The organism is candidate division WOR-3 bacterium (assembly GCA_013177935.1).
Lineage (GTDB): Bacteria > Hydrothermota > Tepidihabitantia > Tepidihabitantales > Tepidihabitantaceae > Tepidihabitans.
Genome location: JABLXZ010000004.1, coordinates 45,535 through 71,301 on the forward strand (window position 1 = coordinate 45,535; position 25,767 = coordinate 71,301).

Annotated in this window: 27 protein-coding genes and 1 tRNA gene; 19 read left to right on the forward strand and 9 right to left on the reverse strand. The window is 52.5% G+C overall.

Features of this window, described 5'->3' with window-relative positions:
- Positions 1-47 precede the first annotated feature (47 nt).
- Genes HPY86_06825 through HPY86_06850 form a run of 6 tightly spaced genes read right to left on the reverse strand, consistent with a single transcriptional unit; the run spans position 48 to position 6,173 of the window.
- The gene (locus tag HPY86_06825; GenBank protein ID NPV14628.1) at positions 48-1,136 is read right to left on the reverse strand and encodes a phospho-N-acetylmuramoyl-pentapeptide-transferase; all 1,089 of its coding nucleotides are present in this window, start codon (positions 1,134-1,136) and stop codon (positions 48-50) included.
- Complete coding sequence (locus tag HPY86_06830; protein ID NPV14629.1) at positions 1,136-2,617, reverse strand: UDP-N-acetylmuramoyl-L-alanyl-D-glutamate--2,6-diaminopimelate ligase; 1,482 nt, start codon at positions 2,615-2,617, stop codon at positions 1,136-1,138. Before HPY86_06830 ends, HPY86_06825 begins: the two co-directional genes overlap by 1 nt.
- Positions 2,614-4,314 carry a penicillin-binding protein 2 gene (locus tag HPY86_06835; GenBank protein ID NPV14630.1) on the reverse strand — a complete coding sequence of 567 codons (1,701 nt, stop codon included), beginning with the start codon at positions 4,312-4,314 and terminating at the stop codon, positions 2,614-2,616. Before HPY86_06835 ends, HPY86_06830 begins: the two co-directional genes overlap by 4 nt.
- Positions 4,314-4,646 (reverse strand): hypothetical protein, encoded by a 333-nt coding sequence (locus tag HPY86_06840; protein ID NPV14631.1) that lies wholly within the window; start codon positions 4,644-4,646, stop codon positions 4,314-4,316. The genes HPY86_06835 and HPY86_06840 overlap by 1 nt, the downstream gene beginning before the upstream one ends.
- The gene (rsmH, locus tag HPY86_06845; GenBank protein ID NPV14632.1) at positions 4,643-5,713 is read right to left on the reverse strand and encodes a 16S rRNA (cytosine(1402)-N(4))-methyltransferase RsmH; all 1,071 of its coding nucleotides are present in this window, start codon (positions 5,711-5,713) and stop codon (positions 4,643-4,645) included. Before rsmH ends, HPY86_06840 begins: the two co-directional genes overlap by 4 nt.
- Positions 5,631-6,173: a division/cell wall cluster transcriptional repressor MraZ gene (locus HPY86_06850; protein ID NPV14633.1), complete on the reverse strand. Its 543-nt coding sequence runs from the start codon at positions 6,171-6,173 to the stop codon at positions 5,631-5,633. The genes rsmH and HPY86_06850 overlap by 83 nt, the downstream gene beginning before the upstream one ends.
- Positions 6,174-6,611: 438 nt before the next feature.
- On the opposite strand from HPY86_06850, the gene HPY86_06855 reads away from it, so the two are divergent.
- From HPY86_06855 to era, 4 genes are read left to right on the forward strand one after another with little or no spacing between them, the layout of a single operon-like run.
- Positions 6,612-7,733 (forward strand): hypothetical protein, encoded by a 1,122-nt coding sequence (locus tag HPY86_06855; protein NPV14634.1) that lies wholly within the window; start codon positions 6,612-6,614, stop codon positions 7,731-7,733.
- A 6-nt stretch (positions 7,734-7,739) separates the two neighbouring features.
- Positions 7,740-8,678, forward strand: a complete 939-nt coding sequence (locus HPY86_06860; GenBank protein ID NPV14635.1) for a PorV/PorQ family protein — start codon at positions 7,740-7,742, stop codon at positions 8,676-8,678.
- Positions 8,679-8,685: 7 nt separating this feature from the next.
- The gene (locus tag HPY86_06865) at positions 8,686-9,663 is read left to right on the forward strand and encodes an acetyl-CoA carboxylase carboxyltransferase subunit alpha (GenBank protein NPV14636.1); all 978 of its coding nucleotides are present in this window, start codon (positions 8,686-8,688) and stop codon (positions 9,661-9,663) included.
- Positions 9,663-10,535 carry a GTPase Era gene (gene era / locus HPY86_06870; GenBank protein ID NPV14637.1) on the forward strand — a complete coding sequence of 291 codons (873 nt, stop codon included), beginning with the start codon at positions 9,663-9,665 and terminating at the stop codon, positions 10,533-10,535. Before HPY86_06865 ends, era begins: the two co-directional genes overlap by 1 nt.
- Here era and mce read toward each other — a convergent pair.
- The 3 genes from mce to HPY86_06885 are packed head-to-tail and all read right to left on the reverse strand — an operon-like array spanning position 10,526 to position 14,157.
- Positions 10,526-10,939, reverse strand: coding sequence for a methylmalonyl-CoA epimerase (mce, locus tag HPY86_06875; protein ID NPV14638.1), 414 nt, complete (start codon positions 10,937-10,939; stop codon positions 10,526-10,528). The genes era and mce overlap by 10 nt on opposite strands.
- Position 10,940: 1 nt before the next feature.
- Positions 10,941-12,608: a methylmalonyl-CoA mutase family protein gene (locus HPY86_06880; protein ID NPV14639.1), complete on the reverse strand. Its 1,668-nt coding sequence runs from the start codon at positions 12,606-12,608 to the stop codon at positions 10,941-10,943.
- Positions 12,609-12,624: 16 nt separating this feature from the next.
- On the reverse strand, positions 12,625-14,157 hold the full coding sequence (locus tag HPY86_06885) for an acyl-CoA carboxylase subunit beta (GenBank protein ID NPV14640.1): 1,533 nt from the start codon (positions 14,155-14,157) through the stop codon (positions 12,625-12,627).
- Between the two features lie 495 nt (positions 14,158-14,652).
- Here HPY86_06885 and HPY86_06890 point away from each other — a divergent pair, with 495 nt between their 5' ends.
- The 15 genes from HPY86_06890 to frr all read left to right on the forward strand — a co-directional run bounded on the left by HPY86_06890 (position 14,653) and on the right by frr (position 25,727).
- On the forward strand, positions 14,653-17,160 hold the full coding sequence (locus HPY86_06890) for a prolyl oligopeptidase family serine peptidase (GenBank protein NPV14641.1): 2,508 nt from the start codon (positions 14,653-14,655) through the stop codon (positions 17,158-17,160).
- A complete protein-coding gene (gene ispE / locus HPY86_06895; protein ID NPV14642.1) occupies positions 17,161-18,054 on the forward strand; it encodes a 4-(cytidine 5'-diphospho)-2-C-methyl-D-erythritol kinase in 894 nt (297 codons plus the stop codon).
- Positions 18,040-18,111 (forward strand) — tRNA-Gln (locus HPY86_06900). The genes ispE and HPY86_06900 overlap by 15 nt, the downstream gene beginning before the upstream one ends.
- A 36-nt stretch (positions 18,112-18,147) precedes the next feature.
- Positions 18,148-19,086, forward strand: coding sequence for a ribose-phosphate pyrophosphokinase (locus HPY86_06905; GenBank protein NPV14643.1), 939 nt, complete (start codon positions 18,148-18,150; stop codon positions 19,084-19,086).
- 9 nt (positions 19,087-19,095) lie between these two features.
- A complete protein-coding gene (locus tag HPY86_06910) occupies positions 19,096-19,809 on the forward strand; it encodes a 50S ribosomal protein L25 (protein ID NPV14644.1) in 714 nt (237 codons plus the stop codon).
- A 1-nt stretch (position 19,810) separates the two neighbouring features.
- Entirely contained in the window at positions 19,811-20,401 is a 591-nt protein-coding gene (locus HPY86_06915; GenBank protein NPV14645.1) for an aminoacyl-tRNA hydrolase, read from the forward strand.
- Positions 20,398-21,450, forward strand: coding sequence for a redox-regulated ATPase YchF (gene ychF / locus HPY86_06920; GenBank protein NPV14646.1), 1,053 nt, complete (start codon positions 20,398-20,400; stop codon positions 21,448-21,450). Before HPY86_06915 ends, ychF begins: the two co-directional genes overlap by 4 nt.
- A 12-nt stretch (positions 21,451-21,462) precedes the next feature.
- Positions 21,463-21,834 carry a 30S ribosomal protein S6 gene (gene rpsF / locus HPY86_06925; protein ID NPV14647.1) on the forward strand — a complete coding sequence of 124 codons (372 nt, stop codon included), beginning with the start codon at positions 21,463-21,465 and terminating at the stop codon, positions 21,832-21,834.
- Positions 21,827-22,294 (forward strand): single-stranded DNA-binding protein, encoded by a 468-nt coding sequence (locus HPY86_06930; protein ID NPV14648.1) that lies wholly within the window; start codon positions 21,827-21,829, stop codon positions 22,292-22,294. Before rpsF ends, HPY86_06930 begins: the two co-directional genes overlap by 8 nt.
- A 77-nt stretch (positions 22,295-22,371) precedes the next feature.
- On the forward strand, positions 22,372-22,803 hold the full coding sequence (gene rplM, locus HPY86_06935) for a 50S ribosomal protein L13 (GenBank protein NPV14649.1): 432 nt from the start codon (positions 22,372-22,374) through the stop codon (positions 22,801-22,803).
- Between the two features lies 1 nt (position 22,804).
- On the forward strand, positions 22,805-23,194 hold the full coding sequence (rpsI, locus tag HPY86_06940; protein ID NPV14650.1) for a 30S ribosomal protein S9: 390 nt from the start codon (positions 22,805-22,807) through the stop codon (positions 23,192-23,194).
- On the forward strand, positions 23,179-23,907 hold the full coding sequence (gene rpsB / locus HPY86_06945) for a 30S ribosomal protein S2 (GenBank protein ID NPV14651.1): 729 nt from the start codon (positions 23,179-23,181) through the stop codon (positions 23,905-23,907). The genes rpsI and rpsB overlap by 16 nt, the downstream gene beginning before the upstream one ends.
- Positions 23,908-23,909: 2 nt before the next feature.
- The gene (tsf, locus tag HPY86_06950; protein ID NPV14652.1) at positions 23,910-24,503 is read left to right on the forward strand and encodes a translation elongation factor Ts; all 594 of its coding nucleotides are present in this window, start codon (positions 23,910-23,912) and stop codon (positions 24,501-24,503) included.
- Entirely contained in the window at positions 24,496-25,176 is a 681-nt protein-coding gene (locus tag HPY86_06955; protein ID NPV14653.1) for a uridine monophosphate kinase, read from the forward strand. The genes tsf and HPY86_06955 overlap by 8 nt, the downstream gene beginning before the upstream one ends.
- Positions 25,170-25,727: a ribosome recycling factor gene (frr, locus tag HPY86_06960; protein NPV14654.1), complete on the forward strand. Its 558-nt coding sequence runs from the start codon at positions 25,170-25,172 to the stop codon at positions 25,725-25,727. The genes HPY86_06955 and frr overlap by 7 nt, the downstream gene beginning before the upstream one ends.
- The last annotated feature ends 40 nt before the right edge of the window (positions 25,728-25,767 follow it).

Consider the following 25,767-nt stretch of genomic DNA (forward strand, 5'->3'; position numbering starts at 1 on the left):
CGCTTCGGGAAACGCCCGTCCTCAGTCGGCCAGTATCTAACAACATTTCACCGTACCTTTAAACTTGCCACCGCCATCATTCCAAAAAGCACCGCCAGGATCATAAAACGAGTTACAATTTTGGGTTCAGGCCAACCCTCAAGCTCATAGTGATGGTGCAATGGTGTCATCTTGAAAACCCGCTTGCCGCCGGTCGTTCGGAATACAATAATCTGCAAAAGTGTTGTCGCCGCCTCAAGCACAAAAACCCCTCCTACCAGCGGCAATAAAAGCTCTTGCTTGGACAAAACCGCTGCCAGTGCCAGTGCACCACCAAGCGGCAATGACCCGGTATCACCCATAAAGATGTCTGCGGGGTGACAGTTGAACCAGAGAAAACCAAGACAGGCACCGGTAAGGGCGAAGCAGAACACCGTCATTTCCCCGCTTACCGGTACATACTGAATGTTTAAATACTGGGCAATTTTGCTGTGGCCGGAAACATAACACAACACCGTGTAAGCAGCAAATGCCACGGACAGTAGTCCCGCCGCAAGACCATCCAGTCCGTCACTTAAATTAACAGCATTAGATGTTGCCACGATGATAAACATCACCAGTGGGATATAAAACACCCCAAAATCAACCACAACATTTTTCAGAAAAAGAAAATTGGTTTTAGTCTTCATTGCCGGGTCAACCGGAGCGAAGTACAGGACCGCACCGACGCCGAGGGCAACCAGAAACTGAAAAAGCAGCTTTGTTCTTTTATTGATACCCCGCGCTTTACCCCCCCGAACTTTCACATAATCATCCCATAACCCCAAAAGTCCCAGCGCGATCAGCACGCCAAGCCCGAGCTGAATACCGCGGTTTGTCAAATCACCAAACAACACCACACCGATTATCGCGGAAAACAGCATCAAAACACCACCCATCGTCGGCGTTCCGGCCTTTGCTTTATGCCGTTCCGGCACCTCTTCCCGGATGTTCTGACCTATCTGCAACCGCTTCACCAGATTAATCAATGGCTTGCCCATCGCCAGGGTAAGTATAATCGCCAGGGCACCGGCAATGGCCGCCCGAAAAGTGATGTAACGAAATAAATTTAAAGGACTAAAGTAAGGTTGGAGCGATGTCAACCAGTGGTAAAGCATTATTCCATCTCCCTCAACACTCTGCGTACCACTTCCCGGTCATCAAAATGGCTCTTCTCTCCGCCGACAATCTGATAGTCCTCATGCCCCTTCCCGGCAATAATTACCGTATCACCACTCTGTGCCCGCTGCAATGCCTGACGAATCGCCTCCTCGCGGTCGACTTCAACAATCACATTAGAACCAGGAGTTCCTATCCCCTGTAAAATTTCGGCGATTATCTGTTTTGGGTCTTCACTCCTCGGGTTATCAGAAGTGACGACGACGATATCGGCGCGCTGAACCGCAACCTTTCCCATCAAAGGTCTTTTCCCCCGGTCCCGGTCGCCACCACATCCGAACACCACTATAATTTTTCCTTTTGTCCATTCGCGGGCTGTTTCCAGTACCCGTTGGAGGGCATCCGGCGTATGGGCATAGTCAACAAAAACCGAAAAACCTAACCTGTTCGGTACCGCCTCCAATCGACCAGGTACCCGGTCCAGTTTACTCACACCCTCGGCAACCACTTCTGGCTCCCATCCCATCGCCTTTGCCACGCCAAAAGTCGCCAGAAGATTCAGGAGATTGTGGCGCCCTGGAATCTTGATTTCAACTGGTATTGTTTTGCCATCAATTCGCACTTCACACCGACTTCCTGCGGGATACAACGCCGTAATTACCCCTGATATGTCCGGACGAGGCTCTACTTCGGGCATCGTTCCATACGAAATTACTTTTGCCCGAGTCAAGTACGGTATTTCCCTGCCAACACGGTCGTCAAAATTTACCACCGCAAACGCGTTTGGTGCAAGACCCTCAAACAGTTTCATCTTTGCCTTTTTGTAATTCTCCATCGTCCGGTGAAAATCAAGATGGTCCTGTGTAAAATTCGTAAAAACTCCTACCCGAAAATCAAGGTCAAAAACCCGGTCCAGTTCCAGTGAGTGGGAAGAAACCTCGGCAACGCACACCGGAACACCGTTTTCAACCATCCGGCTAAGCATCCGAACGAAATCCAGGCTCTCTGGCGTTGTTTGACTCGCCGGCTTTCTCTCCTGACCGTCGAAGTGCTCAATCGTTCCGATAAAACCCGGTTCAAAACCTAACTGCTGGCAGACTGAACGTATCATAAAACAGGTCGTAGTTTTTCCGTTGGTTCCGGTTACCCCAATCAGGCTTAACTTCCGAGCGGGAAAATCGTAAAACCGATTGGCAACTTGGGCAAGAAACCTCCGGGGGAACTTGGTGCCAATCGCTGTGACCCACCCTTTTTTCACTTCCCGAACATCAACCGTTGCCACCGCCACTGCTCCCCGATGAATCGCGTCGTCGATAAACTCCCGACCCGAAACCTTAAAGCCTTCAATCGCCACAAACAAATAACCCGGCTTGACATCTGCCGAATGATAGGCGATTCCTTTAATCTCCACTTCGGAATTGCCCTTAATTTCGCAGGGCACTCCCCGCACCACATCGGTAAGCTTCTTTACTCGACTCATCGCCTAACGACCTTATCCATTTGTTCCAATACCAGCAGTCGCTCGCCGATTTCTTTAAAAACCGGGCATGCCGCTGCTGAAGCAAACCGAACCGTTTTCGGTTCATCAATCATCACCGCAATCACATAGCGCGGATTGTCTTTGGGTAAAAAGCCAACAAAACTCATCAAAGAACGGGTGCTTGAATATCCGCCCCAGGGTTCCACCTTCTGAGCAGTGCCTGTTTTCCCGCAAACCGCCACACCGGGAATTGCCGCAAGCTTACCCGTGCCGTTGATGACCACCCTTTCCAAGATGTCCTTCATCCTTTTTGCCGTGGACTTCTTCACCGCCTGACGGATTGCTTTACCTCCACCATTTGCCCTAACGCCAACGCCATTTGCCAACCCTTCAATCAAATAAGGCTTGAGATACAATCCGTCATTGGCAATGCAAAGATATGCGGCTGCCATTTGCAATAGTGTCGCCGTCACCCCCTGACCAAAAGAGATTGTCGCAAACCGCAACCGATTCCGTAAAAGGCGTGGAGAATCAAGATAACCGGCACCCTCATCAGGCAAGCCAATACCCACCTTCTCCCCAAAACCGAGATACCGCGCCACCGAATAGAACGACTCCGGTTCTATCTCAAACGACATCAATGCGCATGCCGGATTCGAAGAGTTAATAAATACGCTGTCAAACGAAAGCACCCCATTCGGATGAACATCCTTAATCTTTTTCTTGCCAATCTCAATATAACCGCATGACACATCATAAACCCGGTCCGTGAACCGTTCCGGATGGGAATCCTCCAGCGCCGCAGCACATATCACAATCTTAAAACTCGACCCCGGCTCAAACTGGTCTGCTACTGCCGCACTCTTAAACAAATTTTTGGGGAAATTTTTAAAATTGTTGGGGTCGTATCCCGGGTAATCAACCAGCGCCCGAATCGCTCCGGTTCGGGCATCAAGCACCACAACCGAACCCTGTTTTGCCCCGGTTTGAATAACCCCTTTTTCCAGCGCCCGATAACAAATCTCCTGCACATCAACATCAATCGTCAGGTGAATATCCTTTCCCGGTTTTGGTTCCTTGCGGGGATAGCCAGGCGATGGATAGGCAAACCCCTTTGCATCCTTCTGCATCATAATCCAGCCCGGCTCACCCTTTAAAACCCGGTCAAACTCCCATTCAATCCCGGCAAGCCCACCTTCGGCGCCAACAAATCCCACCACATCGGCACACACCTCTTTATACGGATAAACCCGCTGATAGTCATTCTCGACCAGAACCGCGTTCCGAAATCTCCGCCTCACCAGAACCGAACGCAACGAATCGCCCAGCGCAAAATCAACCCGGCGGCGAAACCAGAACAGCCTTTTGTGTTCATCTAAAAGACGACGATTCTCGGAATATGTCCCCAACCCGAAGTCAGCGAAAATCTGTGCCAGGGTATCTTTGTTCCGCACCCATTGGGGAAGAACTCTTATTGAACAGGTGGAACGGTTAAGCGTCAACAGCCTTCCCTTGCAGTCGTAGATTTTTCCCCGTTCCCCCAGTAACTCTACCCGACTAAAATGAAGGCGGTCTGCCTCCCGTTCGTAAAAGCGCCAGCGGACAATCTGCACACCAACGAGCCGGTAAACCAGCCCGCCCCACACCAGCAGTACAATAACCTCAACAATTTTGCTGCGTTTTCCTGCTGATGCCATTACCTCTCACTATTTGCCCGCATCCCTGCCACGGCAACCGCTTCTTCCTTCATCACTCTCGTGGCAACACTGTCCACAGTCTCGCTTTCAAATTTTGCTATCTGCTTTCCATTGTCCACCCAGAGCGACTCAAGCCGGCAGAAACTCTGCAACTTAAAAAGTTCCACCTCAAGACTATCAACCCTCTCCTCTAACAGCCGGCGTTCCTCGGTCAACTGAACCTCAGCCCGTGTCAGCTGAACGCTCCACCAGTGTTGATACAGATATGCCAATGCTATTCCGGAAAGCACCACCACAACTACAATTGCCCTTACACTACCTCTTGAACTCATGCCACCACCTCCAGAACCCTTAAACGGGCGCTCCGTGCCCGGGGATTAATCTGCACCTCTTCTGCGCACGGTCTTATTGGTTTCGGATTCAAAACCCGTACCCGCCGTGTCCATTCACCATGCTCACCTGTTGTTTCAACTTTCTCTTTCTTGCCCTTTTCTTGACCCTTCCAGCGCCGGTACACCTCCTTAAAACACCGGTCTTCGCCTGACTGATAACAAATTACCGCCAGCCTCCCGCCCGGAGCAAGAACCCTTACCGCCGCCTCAAGTCCGGCTGCAACATTTTCCAGCTCGCGGTTTACCACTATCCGCAGCGCCTGAAACACCCGCGCCAGACTCTTCCGAACATTAAATCCTGGCACAGCGCTCCGCACCACATCCGCCAACTCCCGGCTTGTTCTTATCCGTTCCTTATGCTGGTGAATCTTTCGGGCAATTCTACCGCTAAATCGCTCCTCTCCGTACTTGCGTAACCATCCGCGCAACTCCTGCTCCGAAGCCCGACGCAAGATTTCCAGTGCGGTTGGACCTGACCCTTCCGGGTCAAAACGCATATCAAGTAAACCATCCCTATCAAAAGAAAAACCCCGCTCTCCATTAAGTTGAAAAGATGAAACGCCTAAATCCATCAACACCGCAGTCACTGGCTTAACTCCAAGCCGTTCTACCACTTCACCCATATTCACATAACTGGTCCGCACCAGAAAAATCATCGCATCCTGTGGTAGTTGGTTCTGCTTTTCATTTCCGCTTTCTCCGCGCTGTCTTCTTTCATCAAAATCCACCACACGGCAACCAAAATCTTTCAACCTTTCCGCCGCAAACCTTATCGCTGCCGGGTCCAAATCCAGGCCAACTATCCGACTATTTACCCCTAACTCCTTTATCCGACAGGCAATCGCTTCAGTATGGCCTCCCCCTCCTACCGTTCCATCAATAACCGTCCCGGCTTTGATGCACGGCTCGAGCAACTCTAACACCTCATTTACCAGAACCGGGGTGTGGAAAGCCTCCGCCGCTGCCAAACTGTCGCATCCACTCCCAACCCTGCCGGGTCGCTTCATCTCTATCCTCCTGATACCGCGCCATCCACTCATTAACAAACTTACGGAATCGTTCGGGTTGCCAGATCAGAAAAGACCTTCCAGCACCGGTAACAATCACATCCTGCTCAATACCTGCCCACTCCCTCAGATGCTTTGGTAAAAGGATTCTTCCCTGGACATCAAGCACCGCTTCACCAGACTGTGAATACAACAAAATTCGGAACCGCTGCGCTGCTTCGGTATATTCCGGCTGATGACGCAACACCCTTTCTTCATAGTCGTTCCATTCGCTATAGGGATAAACCTCGATAGTTTGATAGCGCCCGGGTGCAAAAATAAAAGTGTCCTCTTCAGGCCCAAGTTTTTTTCGAAACGCCACCGGCACCGCCAACCTGCCTTTGGCATCTATCGTATATTCAAAGGTCCCGAAAAATCTACCCCTCATACCCATACCAGCACCACACCCTATTTTCCACACTTATCCACATATTTAAACACAATGCCATCTCAGTCATTACTATATCCCCACAACTGTTCCTGTCAAGAAAAACCTTCTTATTTTATATAATATTATTACAATTTCTTAAACATCTGAATTATTGAGACTTAACACATTATTCAACCTTAAAAATCAAAAAAAGTCTAAAACCTCTGTTAATTTTTATATGAAGGGGTTGGATTTTTGCCCCACTCGGTACAATGTTGCTGTGCTTCGGCAAAATCACACATTTAAACAAAGTTAGTTGTCTTTCATGCCGGTGAAATCAGAGGCACATTGTCACAACAACAAAAAGAACACCCGCAAAGTTAGATAGTGACAGTGGAAATACATCGTGGTTTTAGTGCGCCAAATCAACTAAATGGTGTTTTCAGGTTTGCTTGACACTTCGGCTTTTGTTTAATATCCTTTTTGTGTATGGCACATGCATATACACCTGGATTAAAGGTCACCAGTAGAACCCACATCAGAAAGATTCGCCGTTTACCTTTGCCTGGAGAAATCCTTGTGGAAAAGGGGCAGCGGGTCAAAGGTGATGACATCGTCGCCCGAACCGAGGTTCCGGGCAATGTTCAAACGGTAAATGTCGCCGGAATACTGGGCGTTCCGCCGGAAGATATCCCCCATCTTATGCTCAAAAAAGCCGGTGACCCGGTTAAGAAAGACGAGGTTATCGCCCGTTCCAAAGGGCTCTTTGGACTGTTCAAGTCCGAAGTCCGCTCGCCGGTAACAGGTACGATTGAAAACATCTCGCCGGTAACCGGTCAGGTCATCGTCCGGGAACCGCCCCAGCCAGTACAGGTTGACGCTTATATTGAAGGGGTTGTTGATGAACTCCTCCCTAAGGAAGGGGTCGTTGTTGCCAACGAAGCCAGTCTGATTCAGGGAATTTTCGGTGTCGGTGGCGAAACGCGCGGCGTGTTAAAACTTGTTGTCAAAACTCCGGATGAAGTCCTGACCGCCGATAAAATCAACGGCGACTGTCAGGGCAAAATTATCATCGGTGGGTCGCTTGTTACCTATGAAGCGATTGAGCAGGCACTAAAGGTCGGCGCGCGTGGCATCGTCGGCGGTGGTGTCGAAGATTCAACCCTCCGGAAATTTCTCGGTTACGACATTGGTGTTGCCATCACCGGTTCAGAAAAACGGGGGCTGACCATCATCATCACCGAAGGTTTCGGTGAGATGCGCATGGCGAAGCGGACATTTGAACTCCTGCAGTCGCTCGAGAACAAAATGGCTTCAGCAAATGGTGCCACCCAGATTCGTGCCGGTGTTATCCGTCCTGAGATAATCGTGCCGTGCAACGGTTCCGCCGGCGAAATAAAACCGAGCAGTTCCGAAGGTGGTCTGGCAATCGGTATGGCGGTGCGCATCATTCGTCAACCTCATTTTGGCAAAATCGGCAACGTTACCGCCCTCCCGGTCGAACTTCAGACCATTGAAACCGAAGCAAAAGTCCGGGTTCTTGAGGTCGAACTGGAAACGGGTGAACGGGTTACCTTACCCCGGGCAAATGTCGAAATAATTGAGGAGTAAAAAACAATGCCCGTGTTTAGAAAACCGCTGCTGTTCAGCAGCCTCCTTTTAGTTTTTGTCTTCGCCCTCGGTTATGGAGCAGAAGAACGGCTTGTGGGCAACGCCTGGTTGACCATTCCGGTCGGCACCCGCGAAGCGGCTCTTGCCGGCGCCGCTACCGCCACTTCCTATGGACCACAGGGAATCTTCTACAACCCGGCAGCAACCGCTCATAGTACGCCTTTCACCGCTCAGGTTGAGTATACCAAATGGTTTCTTGACACTCACCATCAGTCGCTTTTTATTGCCCGCAACTTCAAACATTTTGTCCTTGGACTCGGTGTTGTCTCTTTCGCCAGCGGCAAATTTGAATACCGGGAAGAAATCCCCACGGAAGCGCCCTTAGGCACATTTTCGCCCCTTGACCTTACCGGCTATCTCAACATCGCCCGCAACTTTTCTCCCTGGGCAAATGCCGGCATATCGTGCCGTTACTTCTATTCTAAGATAATGAGCAACGAACTTTCCGGATTCGGGGTTGACATCGGCGCCCGATTCCACCCCCTGAAAAACCTGTCAACCGGAGTTGCCATTATCGACTTTGGTCGCACGATGTCCTATAAGTATCAACTTATCTGGCTTCCGACCCGGGTACGCGGCGGCATCGCCTACAACCTGCCGTTGGGCAAAAACCGTCTCCTCCTTGTTACTGACGGCTCCTGGTTTTTCTACTCCAAAAAGGCAGAGGCTCAAGTCGGCACCGAATTCCAGTTAGGTAAAATCCTTTCCCTGCGTACCGGTTACGACCTGTTAAACCCGGCAAACCATCTCAACTTCGGCCTGGGAGTTGCTGTAAACCGCTTCCGGTTTGACTATGCCTTTTCGCCCCTCCAGTTTGGACTCGGTTCGTCGCACCGCTTCGGCGTCGCTTACGGCATATCCGCCCCTGAATCTGACCAACAATAATTAAACTATGCCCTCTCCTTCCCAGGGCTGGCTCGACTTCGAGCAACCGCTTGCCGAACTTTTTGATCGTCTGGAAGAGGTCACCGCGCTCGGTGCCGAGTCCGAGATAAAACGCATCCAGAAACAGATTGAAGAACTCAAAGCCAAACTTTATGCCGACCTCACCCCCTGGCAACGGGTCCTGCTTGCCCGCCACCCAAGGCGTCCTTACACCCTTGACTACATCGACCGGATTGTCACCGACTTTGTCGAATTGCACGGCGACCGGGCATTTGCCGATGACCCGGCAATCGTTGCCGGTCTGGGCAAAATCGACCAAGTCCCCTTTGCCATCATCGGTCAGCAAAAGGGTCGGGACACAAAAGAAAAACTGGCACGCAACTTTGGTATGCCCCATCCCGAAGGCTATCGCAAGGCGCTGCGGGTAATGGAACTTGCCGCCCGGCACAATGTGCCAATCCTCTGCCTTGTTGACACCCCTGGTGCCTATCCGGGCATCGGCGCTGAGGAACGCGGCCAGGCAGAGGCGATTGCCCGCAACCTGCGCGAAATGTCACTCTTTGAAGTGCCGATTATCGTCGTCGTCACCGGTGAAGGTGGTTCGGGCGGCGCACTTGCAATTGCCGTTGGCGACCGGATTTTGATGCAGGAAAATGCGGTATATTCGGTCATCTCACCCGAAGGTTGTGCTGCCATCCTCTGGCGTGATGGTTCGCGCGCGGAACAAGCCGCCGAAGTCTTAAAAATCACCGCCCCGGACTTGCTCAGCCTTGGCGTCATTGACGAAATCGTTCAAGAACCGCTGGGCGGTGCCCATCACGACTGGGACGAAGCCGCCCGCCTGCTCAAAAAGGCGGTTCTGGCGAACTATTATGTCCTCAACACCCTGCCCGGTGATGAACTGGTGCGCCGGCGCATCGAAAAATTCCGCGCCATCGGCGTATTTCAGGAGTTACCAGTTTCCCCGGACGGGTCGTCCCGTTAATGGCTAATCAACCCTTTCGCGCCGGCTATGTTGCTATCATCGGTCGGCCCAACGCCGGCAAATCAACCCTTTTGAACCGGCTCCTTGGTCATCGTCTTGCCATCGTCACCCCGAAACCGCAGACAACCCGGCATCGGATATTGGGCATCCTGAATGGCCCTGACTATCAGGCGCTCCTCCTTGACACACCCGGCATCCTTGACCCGAAATACACCCTGCACAAATTTATGAAAGAAGAGATTAAAAAGGCGCTGGACGATAGCGATGTTGTCCTCTTGGTCATCGATGCCACCGAGCCCGAATTAACCGACCTGAAACTACTTGCGGGCCGCCGCGCCCTTGTCGCCCTGAACAAAATTGACGCCGTCCCCAAACAAAACCTTTTGCCCTTGACCGCGGAGTGTGCTCAGGCTGGCATTGAAAAGGTGTTTATGATTTCCGCCTTAAAAGGTGATGGCGTTGACGACCTGAAAAAGGGCATTGTCGAACTTTTGCCGGAGGGCGCACCTTTCTATCCACCCGATTCCCTTTCCGAGCGGCCCGAGCGCTTCTTTGTTGCGGAACTCATACGCGAGGCGGTTTTCAACCGCTACGGTGCTGAAATCCCTTACTCCACAACCGTCGTGATTGAAGAGTTTCGGGAACGGCCCAACCGCAAAGACTACATCCGGGCGGTGATTTATGTGGAAAAGGAGTCGCAGAAGGGGATTTTAATCGGTGAAGGAGGCCGGGCGTTAAAAAAAGTGGGCGAAATCGCCCGGGAATCAATTGAGCAATTTTTAGGTCGGCCCGTCTATCTTGAACTCTGGGTCAAAGTTACCAAATCCTGGCGCCAGGACGAAAACTTCATCCGCCAGAACCTTTACTTCTGACCCTTTGCCGGTTGGTTCAGTTCAATCAGCACGCCACCGGTTGCTTTGGGATGGATGAAGAAGGTTTTGGTACCGTCGGCACCGGGCTGTGGTGCCGGGTCAACGATTTTAACCCCGGCTTCGGAAAGCCGCTGGAATTCAGCATCAACATCGTCAACTTCAAAACAGATGTGATGGAGCCCTGGTCCCCGCTCGGCAATAAATTTGGCAACAGGCGCATCGGGTGAATCCGGTTGCACCAGTTCAATCTTCGTCTCGCCAATCTGGATGAATCCGACCGTCACCTTGCGGTGTGGCACCGTCTCCTTACCGGTCAACTTCAATCCCAGTTGTTCGGCGTAAAATTTTGCTGCCGCCTCTAAATCGGGCACCGCAATTGCGATATGGGCAATCTTTTTTATCATCTCATCTCCTTTCCCGGTCATATTCACCAAACACGGTGCGCAGCGCATCGCTGATTTCTCCCACCGTCGCACCAACGCGCACCGCTGCCACAATCACCGGCATCAAATTTTCTTCGGTACGAGCAACCCGTTCTACATCTGCCAGCGCCTGCTGTACCGACCTCGCGTCGCGCCGCGCCCGAAATGCGGCAAGTTCCTGGCACCGTTTCTCTGCCAGCGCCTCGTCAACCCGCAACAGCCGCAGTTTCGGTTCAACCGCGTCACTGAACCGGTTCACGCCAACCACAATCCGCTTACCCTCCTCCACCTCACGCTGATATCGCCAGGCGCTTTCCGCAATCCGCTCCTGAATAAACCCCTGCTCAATTGCACTCACCGCGCCGCCCCGTTTTTCCACCTCATCAATCAGCGCCCGTGCCCGGTGTTCAATCTCATCGGTCAAACTCTCAATAAAGTAGGAACCGGCAAGCGGGTCAACGGTGTCAGTCACACCCGTCTCATAACCGAGAATCTGCTGGGTACGCAAAGCAATCGTCACCGACTCCTCAGTCGGCAAAGACAGCGCCTCGTCACGCGAGTTGGTGTGCAAACTCTGGGTCCCTCCCAAAACCGCGGCGAGCGCCTGATACGCCACCCTGATAACATTGTTCTCCGGCTGCTGGGCGGTTAAAGTTACGCCTCCGGTCTGGGTATGGAAGCGCAACTTGCACGACTCGTCTGACGCGCCAAAACGCTCTTTCAGCAGGCGCGCCCACAACCGCCGTGCCGCCCGGAACTTTGCCACCTCCTCAAAGATGTTGGTATGGGCAGCAAAGAAAAACGACAGCCGGGGCGCAAACCGGTCCACTTCCAGCCCGCGCGCCTTTGCCGCCTTGACATACTCCAGACCGTTTGATAGGGTAAACGCCACCTCCTCAACTGCGGTTGCGCCTGCCTCGCGAATGTGGTAGCCGGAAATCGATATCGTATTCCATTTCGGTACCTCAGCGGCACACCAGGCGATGATATCGGTCACCAGTCGCAACGAGGGCCGGGGTGGAAATATGTAAGTCCCCCGTGCCACATACTCCTTCAGAACATCGTTCTGAATCGTTCCCTGTAACTTTTTCCACTCTACGCCCTGCCGCTCGGCGATAACACAGTACATCGCCAGCAGAATCGCCGCGGTCGAGTTAATCGTCATCGAGGTTGACACCCGGTCCAGCGGAATCCCGGCAAACAACCGCTCCATATCCTCAAGCGTTGAAATCGCTACGCCAACCTTGCCCACCTCGCCCCGCGCCATCGGATGGTCCGAATCGTAACCCATCTGGGTCGGCAAATCAAACGCCACCGAAAGTCCGGTCTGACCCTGCTTCAAAAGGTAGTGATAACGGGCGTTGGTCTCCTCTGCCGAACCAAACCCCGCATACTGGCGCATCGTCCACAGCCGCGACCGGTACATTGTCGGCTGAACCCCGCGCGTAAATGGGAAACTTCCCGGCAAACCCTGCTGTTCAAGGTAATCTTCCCCTTCCCGTTCCAGCGGCGTGTAAACCCGCTTCAACGGTATGCCCGAAACTGTCGCCCAATCGTCCTTCTGTTCGGGCGCCTTTTCCAGCGCCGGCTTTAAAACCTCTGCCTCCCACCGCTCAAGTGCCCGTTTCAACCTTTCTTTATCTTCTGCCATCGCTACCCCTTATCGGTTACAATGGTATGCAACCGTGCTTCTTCCACGGATTACGCAACTCCTTGTTTTCAAGAATCCGCAAACCGGAAATTATCTTGCGCCGCGTATCCTTGAACTCAATCACCTCATCCACATAACCCAGTTCTGCCGCCTTAAACGGATTGCCAAACTTTGCCTCGTACTCTGCCACCAGCTGGCGCCGCCGCTCCTCCGGGTTTGACGCCTCGCTTATCTCCTTGCGGAAGATGATGTTCACCGCACCTTCTGACCCCATTACCGCAATCTCGGCCGTGGGCCAGGCAAAGTTAAAGTCGCCCCGGATGTGCTTGGAAGACATCACATCGTAGGCACCACCATAAGCCTTACGGGTAATTACCGTTATCTTTGGCACCGTCGCCTCACAGTAGGCATAAAGCAACTTTGCGCCGTGCCGGATGATGCCACCGTACTCCTGTGCCGTACCGGGCAAAAATCCAGGCACATCAACAAAGGTGACAATCGGGATGTTAAACGCATCACAGAACCGCACAAACCGCGCGCCCTTGACCGAGGCGTCAATGTCCAGACAGCCGGCAAGAAACTTTGGCTGATTGCCCACAACACCCACCACCATCCCATCCATCCGGGCAAACCCGATAATTATATTCTTTGCCCAGTGCTGCTGGACCTCAAAAAAACTCCCCTGGTCAACAACCCTTTGAATTATCGCCAGCATATCGTAAGGCTTGCGCGGGTCATCGGGCATAATCTCCTCAATCCCTTCAACATCCCGGTCTGCCCGGTCCCGCGATTCAATACGCGGTGGCTTCTCCCGGTTGTTCTGGGGCAGATAGGTCATTAACTTCCGAATCCGCTCCAGCAAATCCCGGTCGTCAATGTCTTTGAAATGGGCGACCCCGGAAACCGCATTGTGTGTATCCGCCCCACCCAATTTCTCCTTGGTCACCTCCTCTTTGGTTACCGCTTTTATCACCTCCGGACCGGTGATGAACATATAACTGGTCCGCTCGGTCATAAAGATAAAATCGGTCAATGCCGGCGAATAAACCGCACCCCCAGCACAGGGACCCATCACCGCTGAAATCTGCGGTATAACCCCGGATGCCAGGGTGTTGCGCAAAAAGATGTCCGCATAACCACCTAAACTCTCCACCCCCTCCTGAATCCTTGCCCCACCGGAATCGTTCAAGCCGATAACCGGCATCCCAACCTTCATCGCCAGGTCCATAATCTTACACACCTTCTCAGCGAACACCTTAGAAAGCGTGCCGCCAAATACGGTAAAATCCTGGGAAAACACCGCCACGGGCCGGTTGTGAATCCTGCCATAACCGGTAACCACCGCATCACCCGGAATCTTCTTCTTATCCATCCCGAAGTCAACGCAACTGTGGACCCGCAGCCGGTCCAATTCCACAAAACTCCCTTTGTCCAGAAGCAGGTCAATCCGCTCCCTGGCGGTCAGTTTCCCTTCCTCATGCTGCTTTTTAATTCGCTCCTCGCCGCCACCCTTCAACGCCTCTGCGGTCCGACGGCGCAACTCCTCCATCACACGCTCATAATTTGACATATATAACTGATAGTAAAAACATCTCAACCCCCTGTCAACTGATTACGATTTACCAGCCGATTATGAGCCCAATTTTAGCCGGAAAATCCATCCTGTTCAGAATAACTATAATCACCCCTTTAATCTTAGCCATTACAGTCATCCTCAGAAAACCGGCTATCTCCTCGATAACACTTGACTAATCATACCCTGCCACTTCACCCTTTTCTGGACCAGATTTTACTTCACCTATCAGCACCAGAAATGCGGGACAGGTACCCGCTCCTTGAACCTAAGCTTTGAACCCAAAAACCGTCCCGGGAACGGCTCATTGGCAAGCCCTGTGCTGGCGGGCTGAAATCCAATAACATTTTGTAATTTAGACGCTTACAGGGCGTCTTTACAACTGCACCGTGAGATTTTTCAATTTCCGGGCTCTAAATATAGGGACCTATCCTTGACCAGCATCATCACAGGGTTAAACTATATCCGATTATGAGAAAAATTTTACCCCTTGTTATTGTCCTGTGTTGCCCTTTTTTTATCCAGGCAGATGAAATCCCTTCAATAAAAGACACGATTGTGATTAAAGAATGGCTGGTCTGCGGTCCGTTCTCGGTTGGGGTGCGTGAAGGTATAACCGAAGCGATTGAAGATGTTGCTAACCTTGCGCCCCGGGAAGGTGACACCCTGCGCTCCAGTCTAATTCAGGGTGGAGTGGTAAACTGGCACAAAGTAACCGCCGACTCATCCGGCTGGCTAAAAACCGATTACCAGCAGGTGCGCTGGGACACAATCGCCGACTACTACGGCATTGCCGGCATAATGGCAACCGGCTACGCCTATGCCGCACTGAATCTACCCAATCGGTGCCGGGCTCTTGTTGTCCCGACCAAACTGGGCGGATTTATTTTGAATGGCAAAGGGTATATAGGTGATGTCTATGCCAACAACTGGTTCAAAGTACCGGTGACTCTTGACTCGGGCACAAATCGAATCATTTTGCGCCTTTCCGGTTTTGGGGACCAGCGGGTCCGATTCCTGTTGGTGCCCGTTGCCGAACCGATTATCACCATAACCGAAGATATTACCATCTGCGACCTCATCGCCGACTCCGGGTTTGTCACCTGGTGCGGACTGCCCCTCCTCAATACCACAACCGAACCAGTTGACCAAGTTCGGGTTTCGATGAAGATTGACACATTTGTTCTAACCGACACCGTCCTCAAAAACATCCCGGCACAGGGTGTAAAAAAGCCGGCGCTTAAACTGCAACTTCCCCCGCTCCCTTTTGACAGCGCGGGCTATCCAATGGTCATCTCCCTGCATTATCAGAACTGGACCCGCACCGACACCATAACCTTACGCTCCCGCAAAATCACCCAAGCCCACAAAATAACATTCCTTTCCGAGATTGACTCCTCGTGCCAGTACTATGCGGTTCTCTATCCGGAGAATTACGACCCGAAAAAAAGTTATGGGTTAATCCTTTCCCTGCATGGCGCCGGAGTTGAGGCGTCAGGCCTTGCCGAATGTTTCAAGCCCAAAGATTGGGCGTTTATTGTCTGTCCCACCAACCGCCGGCCTTACGGTTTTGACTGGCAGGACTGGGGCAGACTGGATGCGCTTGAGGTTTTACAGCAGGCGAAAAAAAGTTTCCCGATTGACCCGGACCGGGTGGTTTTGACGGGCCATTCTATGGGCGGACACGGCACCTGGCACATCGGACTTGCCCATTGTGACCAGTTTGCCGCGATTGCACCGGCTGCAGGCTGGCCCTCCTTACCCCTCTATGTACCAACCTTCCTGCAAAAGAGCAATACTTTTGCTGAACCGGCAAAACTGATGGTGCGTGATATGGCAATGCGACCCGACAATGTCCCGGCGTTTCTGGAAAACGCCCGGAACCTGCCGGTCTTTATCCTTCACGGTGGCGATGATGACAATGTACCCGCCCTGCACGGACGAAACTTTGCCCTCTGGCTCGATGCCCTTAACTACAACTACGAGTATAAAGAGGTACCTGGCCAGAAACACTGGTGGAGTTATGAGGATGGCACGGTCTGTGTTGACGACACCAGTTTGATGCGCTTCTTAAAGCAAACCCGCCGAAACCAAGGTCCCAGGCACATCAGATTCCGCACCGCGGACATCGCTCAGTCTAACTCCTGTTACTGGGTAAAAATCGACCGGGTCGAAAATGTTGGCTACGACGCCTGCCTTGAAGGGTTTGCCACCGACTCAGTGGTCAAACTTTTCACCGCAAACATCAAGCAGTTAACCCTCAACTTTGACCAGCAACTGTTTTTCTCCGGCACCATCCGGCTGGAGATTGACGGCAAAACTGTGCTCGCCAATCTAACTCTTCCCCGTACCATCGTCGTCCATAAAACCCGGCACGGCTGGAAAATAGGTCCAATTCGAACCGCAAAACTTCACAAAACCCCGGAACTTTACGGTCCGGCAAAACAGGTAATGATGAAGCCGTTTACCATCGTGTATGGCACACAGAATCCCGAAGTTGCTGACTTTTTGCATCACGCGGCAAATCAGGAGGCGCTGCGCTGGTTTTTAATTGGCAACGGCAACACCGAAATCGTCCCGGACACCGCACCCATCCCCTTGAACCGTAACCTGATTCTGTTGGGCGGACCAGAAGAAAACCGGTTCACCAGCCGCATTGCCAAGCAGTTGCCGCTAACCGTCAGGGATGGCAAACTGCGCTCTTCTCTACCCGGTCTGCAAGAAGAAAGTGTTGCGGTTGTTCTCTCCTATCCCAATCCGCTCAACCCGGAAAAACTTGTCCTTATCCGGATGGGCACTGACCCGCAATCAACCAAACTGTCCTTTTTCTGGGGTGTAATCGGTTCCGGCACCGCAATCCCTGACTTTTTGGTTTTCGACCGCCGGGTAAGAAGGTACGGCTGGGCAGGAGTTCGGGCTGCCGGCTTCTTTGACCCGGACTGGAAGTTTGACCCAAAGACCACATTTATCGGAAAATAGATGGAACAGGTCACACTTTTAGCACCGGCGAAACTCAATCTTGGATTATGGGTTGGCAAGAAGCGAAGCGACGGGTTTCATGAGATTGTGACCACTATGGTACCGCTTGAATTCGGGGATACGGTGCAAATTAAAAAGAACCGCTCCGGACTCACATTGAAAATCACGGGCATCCAGTTAAACATCACGCCGGAACAGAACCTTGCATACAGGGCGGCAAACCTGTTTTTTCGGCAAATAAAAATCCCGCCCTGCTGTTCCATTAAAATCCACAAGCGCATCCCACCCGGTTCCGGCCTTGGTGGTGGTTCCAGCGATGCCGCTGCCGTACTACTCGGGCTGTCTGCGCTGTTTGATTTCCCCATCGCACCGAAAACCCTGCACCGCCTTGCTTCCCAGCTGGGCAGTGATGTCCCATTTTTTCTGCGCGGTTCCGCCTGTGTTGCCCGGGGCAGAGGCGAACGGCTACGAAAAATCCGCCTTCCCCTGTTGAACTTCATGCTCTTAATCCCCAAATTTGGCATCAATACCGCCTGGGCTTATCAGGCTCTTGACCGGCAACGGCGACATTTGACACCATCGCCGATTTCCCCTAAAATACTGGCGTTAAAGTTGAGGCGCAATGAACCGGCAGGGGTCGCAGCGCAACTTTACAACAGTTTTGAACCGGTAGTTTGCCGCCGGTTTCCAGAACTGAAACGGGCAAAAGCCCTGCTTTTAAAAAAAGGCGCCTGTGCGGCAAGCCTGTCCGGTTCCGGCAGTACGGTCTATGGCCTGTTTATAGGACCTGACCCGATGGCCGTGTTGAAGTTGACGAAACGAGAACTCGCTAGTTTCTCCGCAATTTTCACCCGGTCAAGACCGAATTGCCGCAACAATTGGGGTGTTGTCTAACTGGCAGGACACAGGACTTTGGATCCTGGCGTGAAGGTTCGACTCCTTCCACCCCAGCGTACTAAACCGTAAACCCGGTTGCGGGAGGAAAGGATGGCAGAAGAGTTGAAACTGTTTTCGGGACGGGCAAACCGGCCCCTGGCAGAAAAGATTTCCCGGCATCTTGATATTCCTCTCGGTGCCGCTGAGATAACTAACTTTGCCGATGGTGAAATCCGTATCACCATCAATGAGAATGTTCGAGGTAAAGATGTGTTTGTTCTTCAACCGACCCCGCCGCCTGGAGACAACATCCTCGAACTACTTCTGATGGTTGACGCCCTGAAGCGCGCCTCAGCCCGCCGTATCACCGCGGTTATCCCTTATTACGGTTATGCCCGACAGGACCGAAAAGACAAACCCCGGGTTCCGCTTTCGGCAAAACTGATTGCCAATCTGTTAACCCGTGCCGGTATCGACCGGCTGTTGACGATGGATCTGCACGCCGACCAGATTCAGGGGTATTTTGACATCCCGGTAGACCATCTCTTTTCCACGCCCGTTTTGGTTAAACATTTTGCCTCCCGGACCGAAAATCTTGTTGTGGTTGCGCCCGACACCGGTCGGGCAAATCGGGCAAGAGGCTTTGCCGAACGCCTGGGAGACAAGATTCCCATCGCCATCATCGACAAACGCCGCGCCGCTCCGAACCAGAGCGAGGCGCTGCGGGTGGTCGGTGATGTTGACGGAATGGATGCGCTCATCTTTGACGATATGATTGACACCGGTGGCACTTTACTCCGCGCTGCTGCGGCGCTGCTCAACGCTGGCGCCCGTTCGGTCAGTGCCACCGCAACCCATGGTATCTTTTCCCGTAATGCGGTACAACTTATCGGTGAATCACCACTTACCGAGGTGGTGATAACCGACACCATTTACCAACCGCCGGAAAAGAACCATCCCAAAATCAAGGTGCTTTCCGTTTCCGCGTTACTGGCGGAAGCAATTTTAAGAATTCACCGCGAGGAGTCGGTAAGTTCACTTTTTATATAAAGGAGAGTTATGGCACAAATCAAGGCAAAAATCAGACTTGAAACTGGAAAATCAAAAGTGCGCAAAATGCGCCGGGCAGGACAGCTGCCCGCAGTAATGTATGGCCACGGCGACCCGTCAACGCTTCTGACCCTGTCCGCCCACGAATTTCAGCAGGTACTCCGCGATTTGAAAGGACGTACGCCGATTGTTGACCTCGAAATTGACGGTCAGGGTGTTGTCCGCTGTGTCATCAAAACGATTCAGCGCAACCCGATCAACAACACCTTCCTCCACATCGACTTCCAGAAGGTTCACGCCGATGAGAAGATTACGATGAATGTACCGGTTCTGCTCCACGGCACCGCCATTGGTGTAAAACAGGGTGGGATGCTCGAACTCCTGCTCCACGAAATCCCGGTGCGGGCAACTATTGATAAAATCCCCGAGCATATTGACATCGACATCACCAACCTGAAAATGGGACACTCAATCCACATCTCCGACCTGAAGTACGAAGGAATTGAATTTCTCCTGCCGGCTGAATCGGCAATCGTCACCATCCTTACACCTCGTAAACTTGCCGCGGCAATTGAAACCCCGGCGCCCACTGAAGCCGTGGCGGAACCCGAAGTGATTAAGGAAAAGAAGAAAGAGGAAGGTGAAGAAGAGGCGACCCCAGAGAAAGGTAAGGCGGGTGAGGAAAAGAAGGAGAAAAAAGAGGAAAAGAAGAAGGAAAAGTAAGATGACCATCTTCGGCCTGGGGAACCCGGGAACGCGTTACGCCCAGACGCGGCACAACATCGGGTTTATGACCCTTGATACGCTTGCCCGACGTCTGGGTGTAAAGTTCCATCACCAACCAGGCAGGTTCCTGTCACGTGCCCGCTGTGGTGAAAGCGAACTAATCTTGGTCAAACCACTCCTCTATATGAACGAATCGGGTGTCGTGGTCAAGGAACAACTAACAACCCAGCCCGATGAATTCCTTGTGGTCGTCGATGACCTTGCCCTGCCCTTTGGCATGCTCCGGCTGCGGCCCAAAGGTTCGGATGGTGGCCACAAAGGCCTTGCCTCAATAATCTATCACCTGAACCGAAACGACTTTCCCCGTCTGCGCATCGGCATCGGTGCCCCGCAGGGAATGGATGCGGTACAATATGTCCTTTCGCCCTTTACTCCGGAGGAAACAAAACTCCTGCCCGAAATCCTCGAACGTGCCGCTAACGCCTGCATCTCCGTGGTTACCGATGGCTTACAAAAGGCGATGAATCGAATTAACGCCCCTGCCCCGTGTGAACTAACCCGGCAAACATCTTCTACCGAGGGATTATGAAGGTCGGAATTGTCGGCTTACCCAATGTCGGTAAAACTTCGCTATTTAACATCCTGACCGGTGCCCATGCCCGCGTTGACCTGTTTCCCTTCACCACGATTGAAAAGAATGTCGGAGTCGTAACCGTCCCGGATGAAAGGCTGGAAACGCTTGCCCGGATAATAAAACCCCGGAAAGTCACACCGGCGCACATCGACTTTGTTGACATCGCCGGATTGGTAAAAGGTGCCAGTCAGGGTGAAGGACTGGGCAACAAATTTCTTGCCCACATCCGGGAGTCGCATCTCATCCTCCACCTCGTGCGCAATTTCACCGCCCCTGACATCACCCATATCTTTGACACCGTGGACCCGGAACGGGATGTGGCGGTTGTGGAAAGCGAACTGGCGCTCGCCGACCTCGCAATTGTCGAACGCCGCCTTGCCAGCGCCCGCAAAGAGCCGGCAACACCGGAAAGAGACACCCTCATTTCAGCACTCGAGAAATTAAGCGCGGCACTCAGCCAGGGTTTTGACGCACCGCCGCTCACCGCCGAGGAAAGACAGGTGGTAAAAGAGTTCAACCTGTTTATCCTCAAACCGGTTGTCTACTGTATCAACTGCAGCGATGAACAGCCTGCCGACCCCAATAAATTCCCCCGGCTTGCCACTCGCACCAACCTGCTCTTCTCTGCTGCCCTGGAACAGGAGATTGCCGAACTTCCAGAACCAGACAAACGCGAGTTGCGTTCCAGTCTCAACCTTGCGCCCGAAGGACCAGCGGGCATCGTCCGTCAATGTTTCGCAGCATTGAACCTCATCCGTTTCTACACGGTCAAAGGCGAAGAGTCACGTGCTTGGTCTGCGCCCCGTGGTACCACTGCGCTTGAAGCCGCCTATATGATTCACACCGACATTGGCAAGGGTTTTATCAAAGCGGAGGTCGTATCCTATCAGGACCTTGTTGCCGCGGGTGGTTTCAAAACAGCCCATGAGGCAGGTAAGGTGAAAATTGAAGGAAAAAATTATCAAATACAGGACGGCGATGTCCTGTTAATCAGATTTAAATAAAAAGGAGGACCTGTGAACAATTATGAACTAACATTAATCGTTAACCCCAACCTCTCGGAAAAAGATGGAGAGCGGCTTCAAGAGGAGCTGGTTAACCTCTTGAAAAACCACGGTGCCGGGAAGTTCTACGACATTCGCACCGAACGCCGCGCCCTCGCCTATCCGGTTCGTAAACACCGCGAAGGCATCTACTTCTTCATCACCTTTCTTGGTCCTGCCGACCTACCGGAAAAGGTTCGCCAGGACCTGATGCACCGCGAGGAGATTCTCCGGTTGTCATTTTTCCGTCTGCCCCATCCACCTGCCGGCACCGAACCAGCAACCCAGCCCGGCGCTTCGGCTCCATCCGAAGCTGCCACACCCGGTGAGGTGTCCAATGAATGAACAATCCCGTAACAGTTCAGGCAATCTGCGGCTCGGCTATCTCAACACCGTGATTATTATGGGAAGACTCACCGCTGATGCCGACCTCCGCTACACGCCCAAGGGCACGCCGGTCTGTTCCTTTCGCATTGCGGTCAACCGCCGCTTCAAAGAGAACGACGAAAACTGGAAAGACGAAACTTACTTCTTCAGTGTTACTATCTGGGCAAAACTGGCAGAGCGCCTTAGTGAACGGCTCAAAAAGGGAACCGCGGTATTGATCAATGGTGAGTTACGCAGCCGCAGCTGGGAAACCCCAACCGGTGAAAAACGGAGTGAGGTCAACATCTACGGACGCAATGTGCAGATTCTCGACCGCAGTGCCGCACCCGGTCCCGAGGAAACAGATATCGACGCCATTCCACCCGTTGATGAAGAACCCGACATCCCGAAAGACCAGCTCGATGACATCCCCTTCTGAAACCTAAAAGTGGCGTTTGGGCTTCAACAAGGCAAAGATTGACAAAGGGTAATATTTCTGGTATAAAGATTGTTACGATGAAAACTTCGATAGCAAAAAAGTCGGAAATAAAAGGCGAATGGTATCTGATTGATGCCAACAAGCAGGTTCTGGGCCGGCTGGCAACCCGCATCGCCCGCCTGCTTATGGGCAAACACCGCCCGAACTACACCCCGCATATCGATGCTGGAGACCATGTGGTGGTAATCAACGCCGGCGGTATTCGGTTAACCGGTAATAAAACAGAGCAGAAGATGTACTACCGACACTCCACCCTGCCGGGAAAACTGAAGGTGCGAACCTACCGGCAGGTGGTTGAACGATTTCCCACCCGTCCTCTGCAACTGGCGGTGCGCCGCATGCTACCGAAAAACCGCCTTCAGGCAAAACGGATTCGCCGTCTCCACATCTATGTCGGTGCTGAGCATCCTCACCAGGCACAGAAACTTATACCGGTAACCATAGAATAATATGAACCAAGTATACTTTGCAACTGGCTCGCGCAAAACCGCCGTCGCCAAAGTCCGGCTTATCCCGGGCACCACGGAAAGCACGGTCAATGGCAAACCGTTTGAAACCTACTTTGGCCGCAACGACTTGGTGCGCGTGGCTTTCGCGCCCCTTGAGATAACCGGCACTCGTGGTACATTTGGAATCAAATGTACCGTAGAAGGCGGCGGATTATCCGCTCAGGCTGGAGCGGTAGCGCTGGGTGCGGCACGGGCATTGTTGACCTACAACCCGGAACTGCGCGCCCAGCTTAAGGCGGCAGCGCTGCTAAAGCGCGACCCGCGAGAAAAAGAAAGAATGAAGTATGGATTGGCAAAAAGAAGGAAGCGGTTCCAGTGGACCAAACGTTAAACATTAAACAACTACTTGAAGCCGGGCTCCATTTCGGACATCACTCCCGGCGTTGGAACCCGAAGATGAAACCCTACATCTTCGGGAAAAGAAATGGTATCTTCATCATCGACCTCGAAAAGACGCTCGAGCGGTTACGCACCGCCTACGATGTCGTACGTTCGATAACCGAATCCGGCAAAGAGATTATCTTCGTCGGCACCAAACCCCAGGCAAAACCGATAATCGAAGAAGAGGCAAAACGCTGTAACTCCTGCTATGTTACCGAACGCTGGGTCGGCGGCATCCTTACCAACTTTGAGGTCATCGCCACCCGTATTAGCCGACTGGCAAAACTTGAGCAGTTGCTCAATCAACCGCAGCTCAATGCCACAAAGAAAGAGGCGCTGCGCCTGCAACGGGAGTACCGGAAACTGGCAAAACTGTTCGCCGGTCTCCAGCAACTGGACCGGCTGCCCGGAGCGATATTTGTTGTCGACCCGGTACGGGAAGCCACCGCCGTGGCAGAAGCCCGTCGGATGAAAATTCCGATTATCGCCCTGATTGACACCAATGGCGACCCGGAACTGATTGACTATCCGATACCGGGGAATGACGATGCGCTGCGCTCCATCAGACTGGTGACAAGCATCATCGCCAATGCGGTAATGGAAGGCAAAAAACAATTTGAAACTGAAGGTATGGGGGCAGAGGAACAATCAAGGGAGGTATGAGTATGGCTCAACCGATGGAAAAAGTTGTCGAACTGCGCCGCCGAACCGGTGCCGGAGTTATGGACTGCAAAACTGCGCTGGAAGAGGCGCAGGGCAACATTGACCATGCGATTGAAATTTTACGCAAAAGAGGCATCGCCAAAGCAGCGAAAAAGGCAGAACGCCCTACGGCGGCGGGTGTTGTTGATGCCTACATTCACCCCGGGGAGCGACTTGGCGTTTTAGTGGAAGTTGACACCGAAACCGACTTCGTTGCCCGCAACCAGGAATTCCGGCGCTTTGTCCGGGACATTGCAATGCATATCGCCGCCTGTGACCCAATCGCCATCGATCGCACTCAGGTACCTCAGGAAGTGATTGAACGGGAAAAACGCATCTATCAGGAACAGGCCGCCCAGACTGGAAAACCGGCACCGGTTGTCGAAAAAATTGTTCAGGGCAAGGTCGAGAAGTTTTACGCTGAAGTGTGCCTTCTGGAGCAGCAATTTGTTAAAGCACCGGAAAAAACTGTCGGTGACTATCTAAAAGAAAACATCGCCAAGTTCGGCGAAAACATCGTCATCCGACGTTTCGCCCGGTTCAAACTGGGTGAGTAGCCGCTACCACCGCGTCCTTTTAAAACTGTCCGGCGAATGTTTCGAGCGTGAGGCGCTTGTTGCCGACCTCGTGCGTCAGTTGAGCCGGGCTCACAAAAAAGGGGTAAAACTGGCAGTAGTTCTGGGCGGTGGTAATATCATCCGCGGCCGCAGTGCCCGGCAACTGGACCAGGTTGCTGCAGACCAATCTGGGATGCTCGCCACTGTAATAAACGGCATTATTCTTACCGAACGACTGAAACAGAAGGTCCCAACCTGTCATCTTGCCGCTTTCCCGGTGGGAAAATTTGTCCCCCAGTACAACATCGCCCGGGCACGACTACTCCTTGAAGAAGGTAAAATTCTCATCCTTTCCGGAGGCACTGGAAACCCATTCTTTTCCACCGACTCGGCGGCTGCTCTGCGCGCCCTGGAACTCAAAATGGAAATTATCCTCAAAGGAACCAATGTCCCGGGCATCTTTTCCACTGACCCCAAGATGGACCCGAACGCACAATTCTACCCCCGCCTTAGCTATGAAAAGGCTTTAGCCGAAGGACTAAAGATAATGGACCAGACGGCATTTGCCCTCTGTCGGGAACATCGAATTCCCATTGTCGTGTTTGACATCAGTCAACCTGATGCTATTCTAAAAATAATCGGAGGTAAAAAAATCGGGAGTTGTGTATGTTAGAAAAACTTTACAACGAATGTCGTGCCAAGATGACAAAAGCGCTCGAAGTACTTGCCGGTGAATTCGCCCGTATCCGTACCGCCCGTGCCAATCCGGCGATTCTCGATGGCATCAAAGTAAACTACTACAACACGCCGACGCCTTTAAGACAGGTTGCCAACATTTCGGTCCCTGAGCCCCGACAACTGGTAGTTCAACCCTGGGACCGCACGATTCTGCCTGAGATTGAAAAGGCGATTCTCAAAGCCGAGCTTGGACTTACGCCAAAGGTCGAAGCCAATCTCGTCCGCATTCCCATCCCACCGCTCAGCGAAGAACGCCGCCGGGAACTGGGCAAACTCTGCGCCAAACTTGCCGAAGATACCCGCGTCGCCATCAGGGCGGTACGCCGTGATTTCAACGAAGAGGCAAAAAAACTGGAAAAGGAGAAGAAAATCTCCGAAGACGACGCCAAACTCGCCCAGAAGAAAATCCAGGAGATTACCGACGAGTTCATAAAAAAGGTTGATGAACTGCTTGAGAAAAAACAGGCTGAAATAATGGAGCGGTAAACACGAGACGCCTCAGCCCGTTCCGATAAGTCAAACAAAA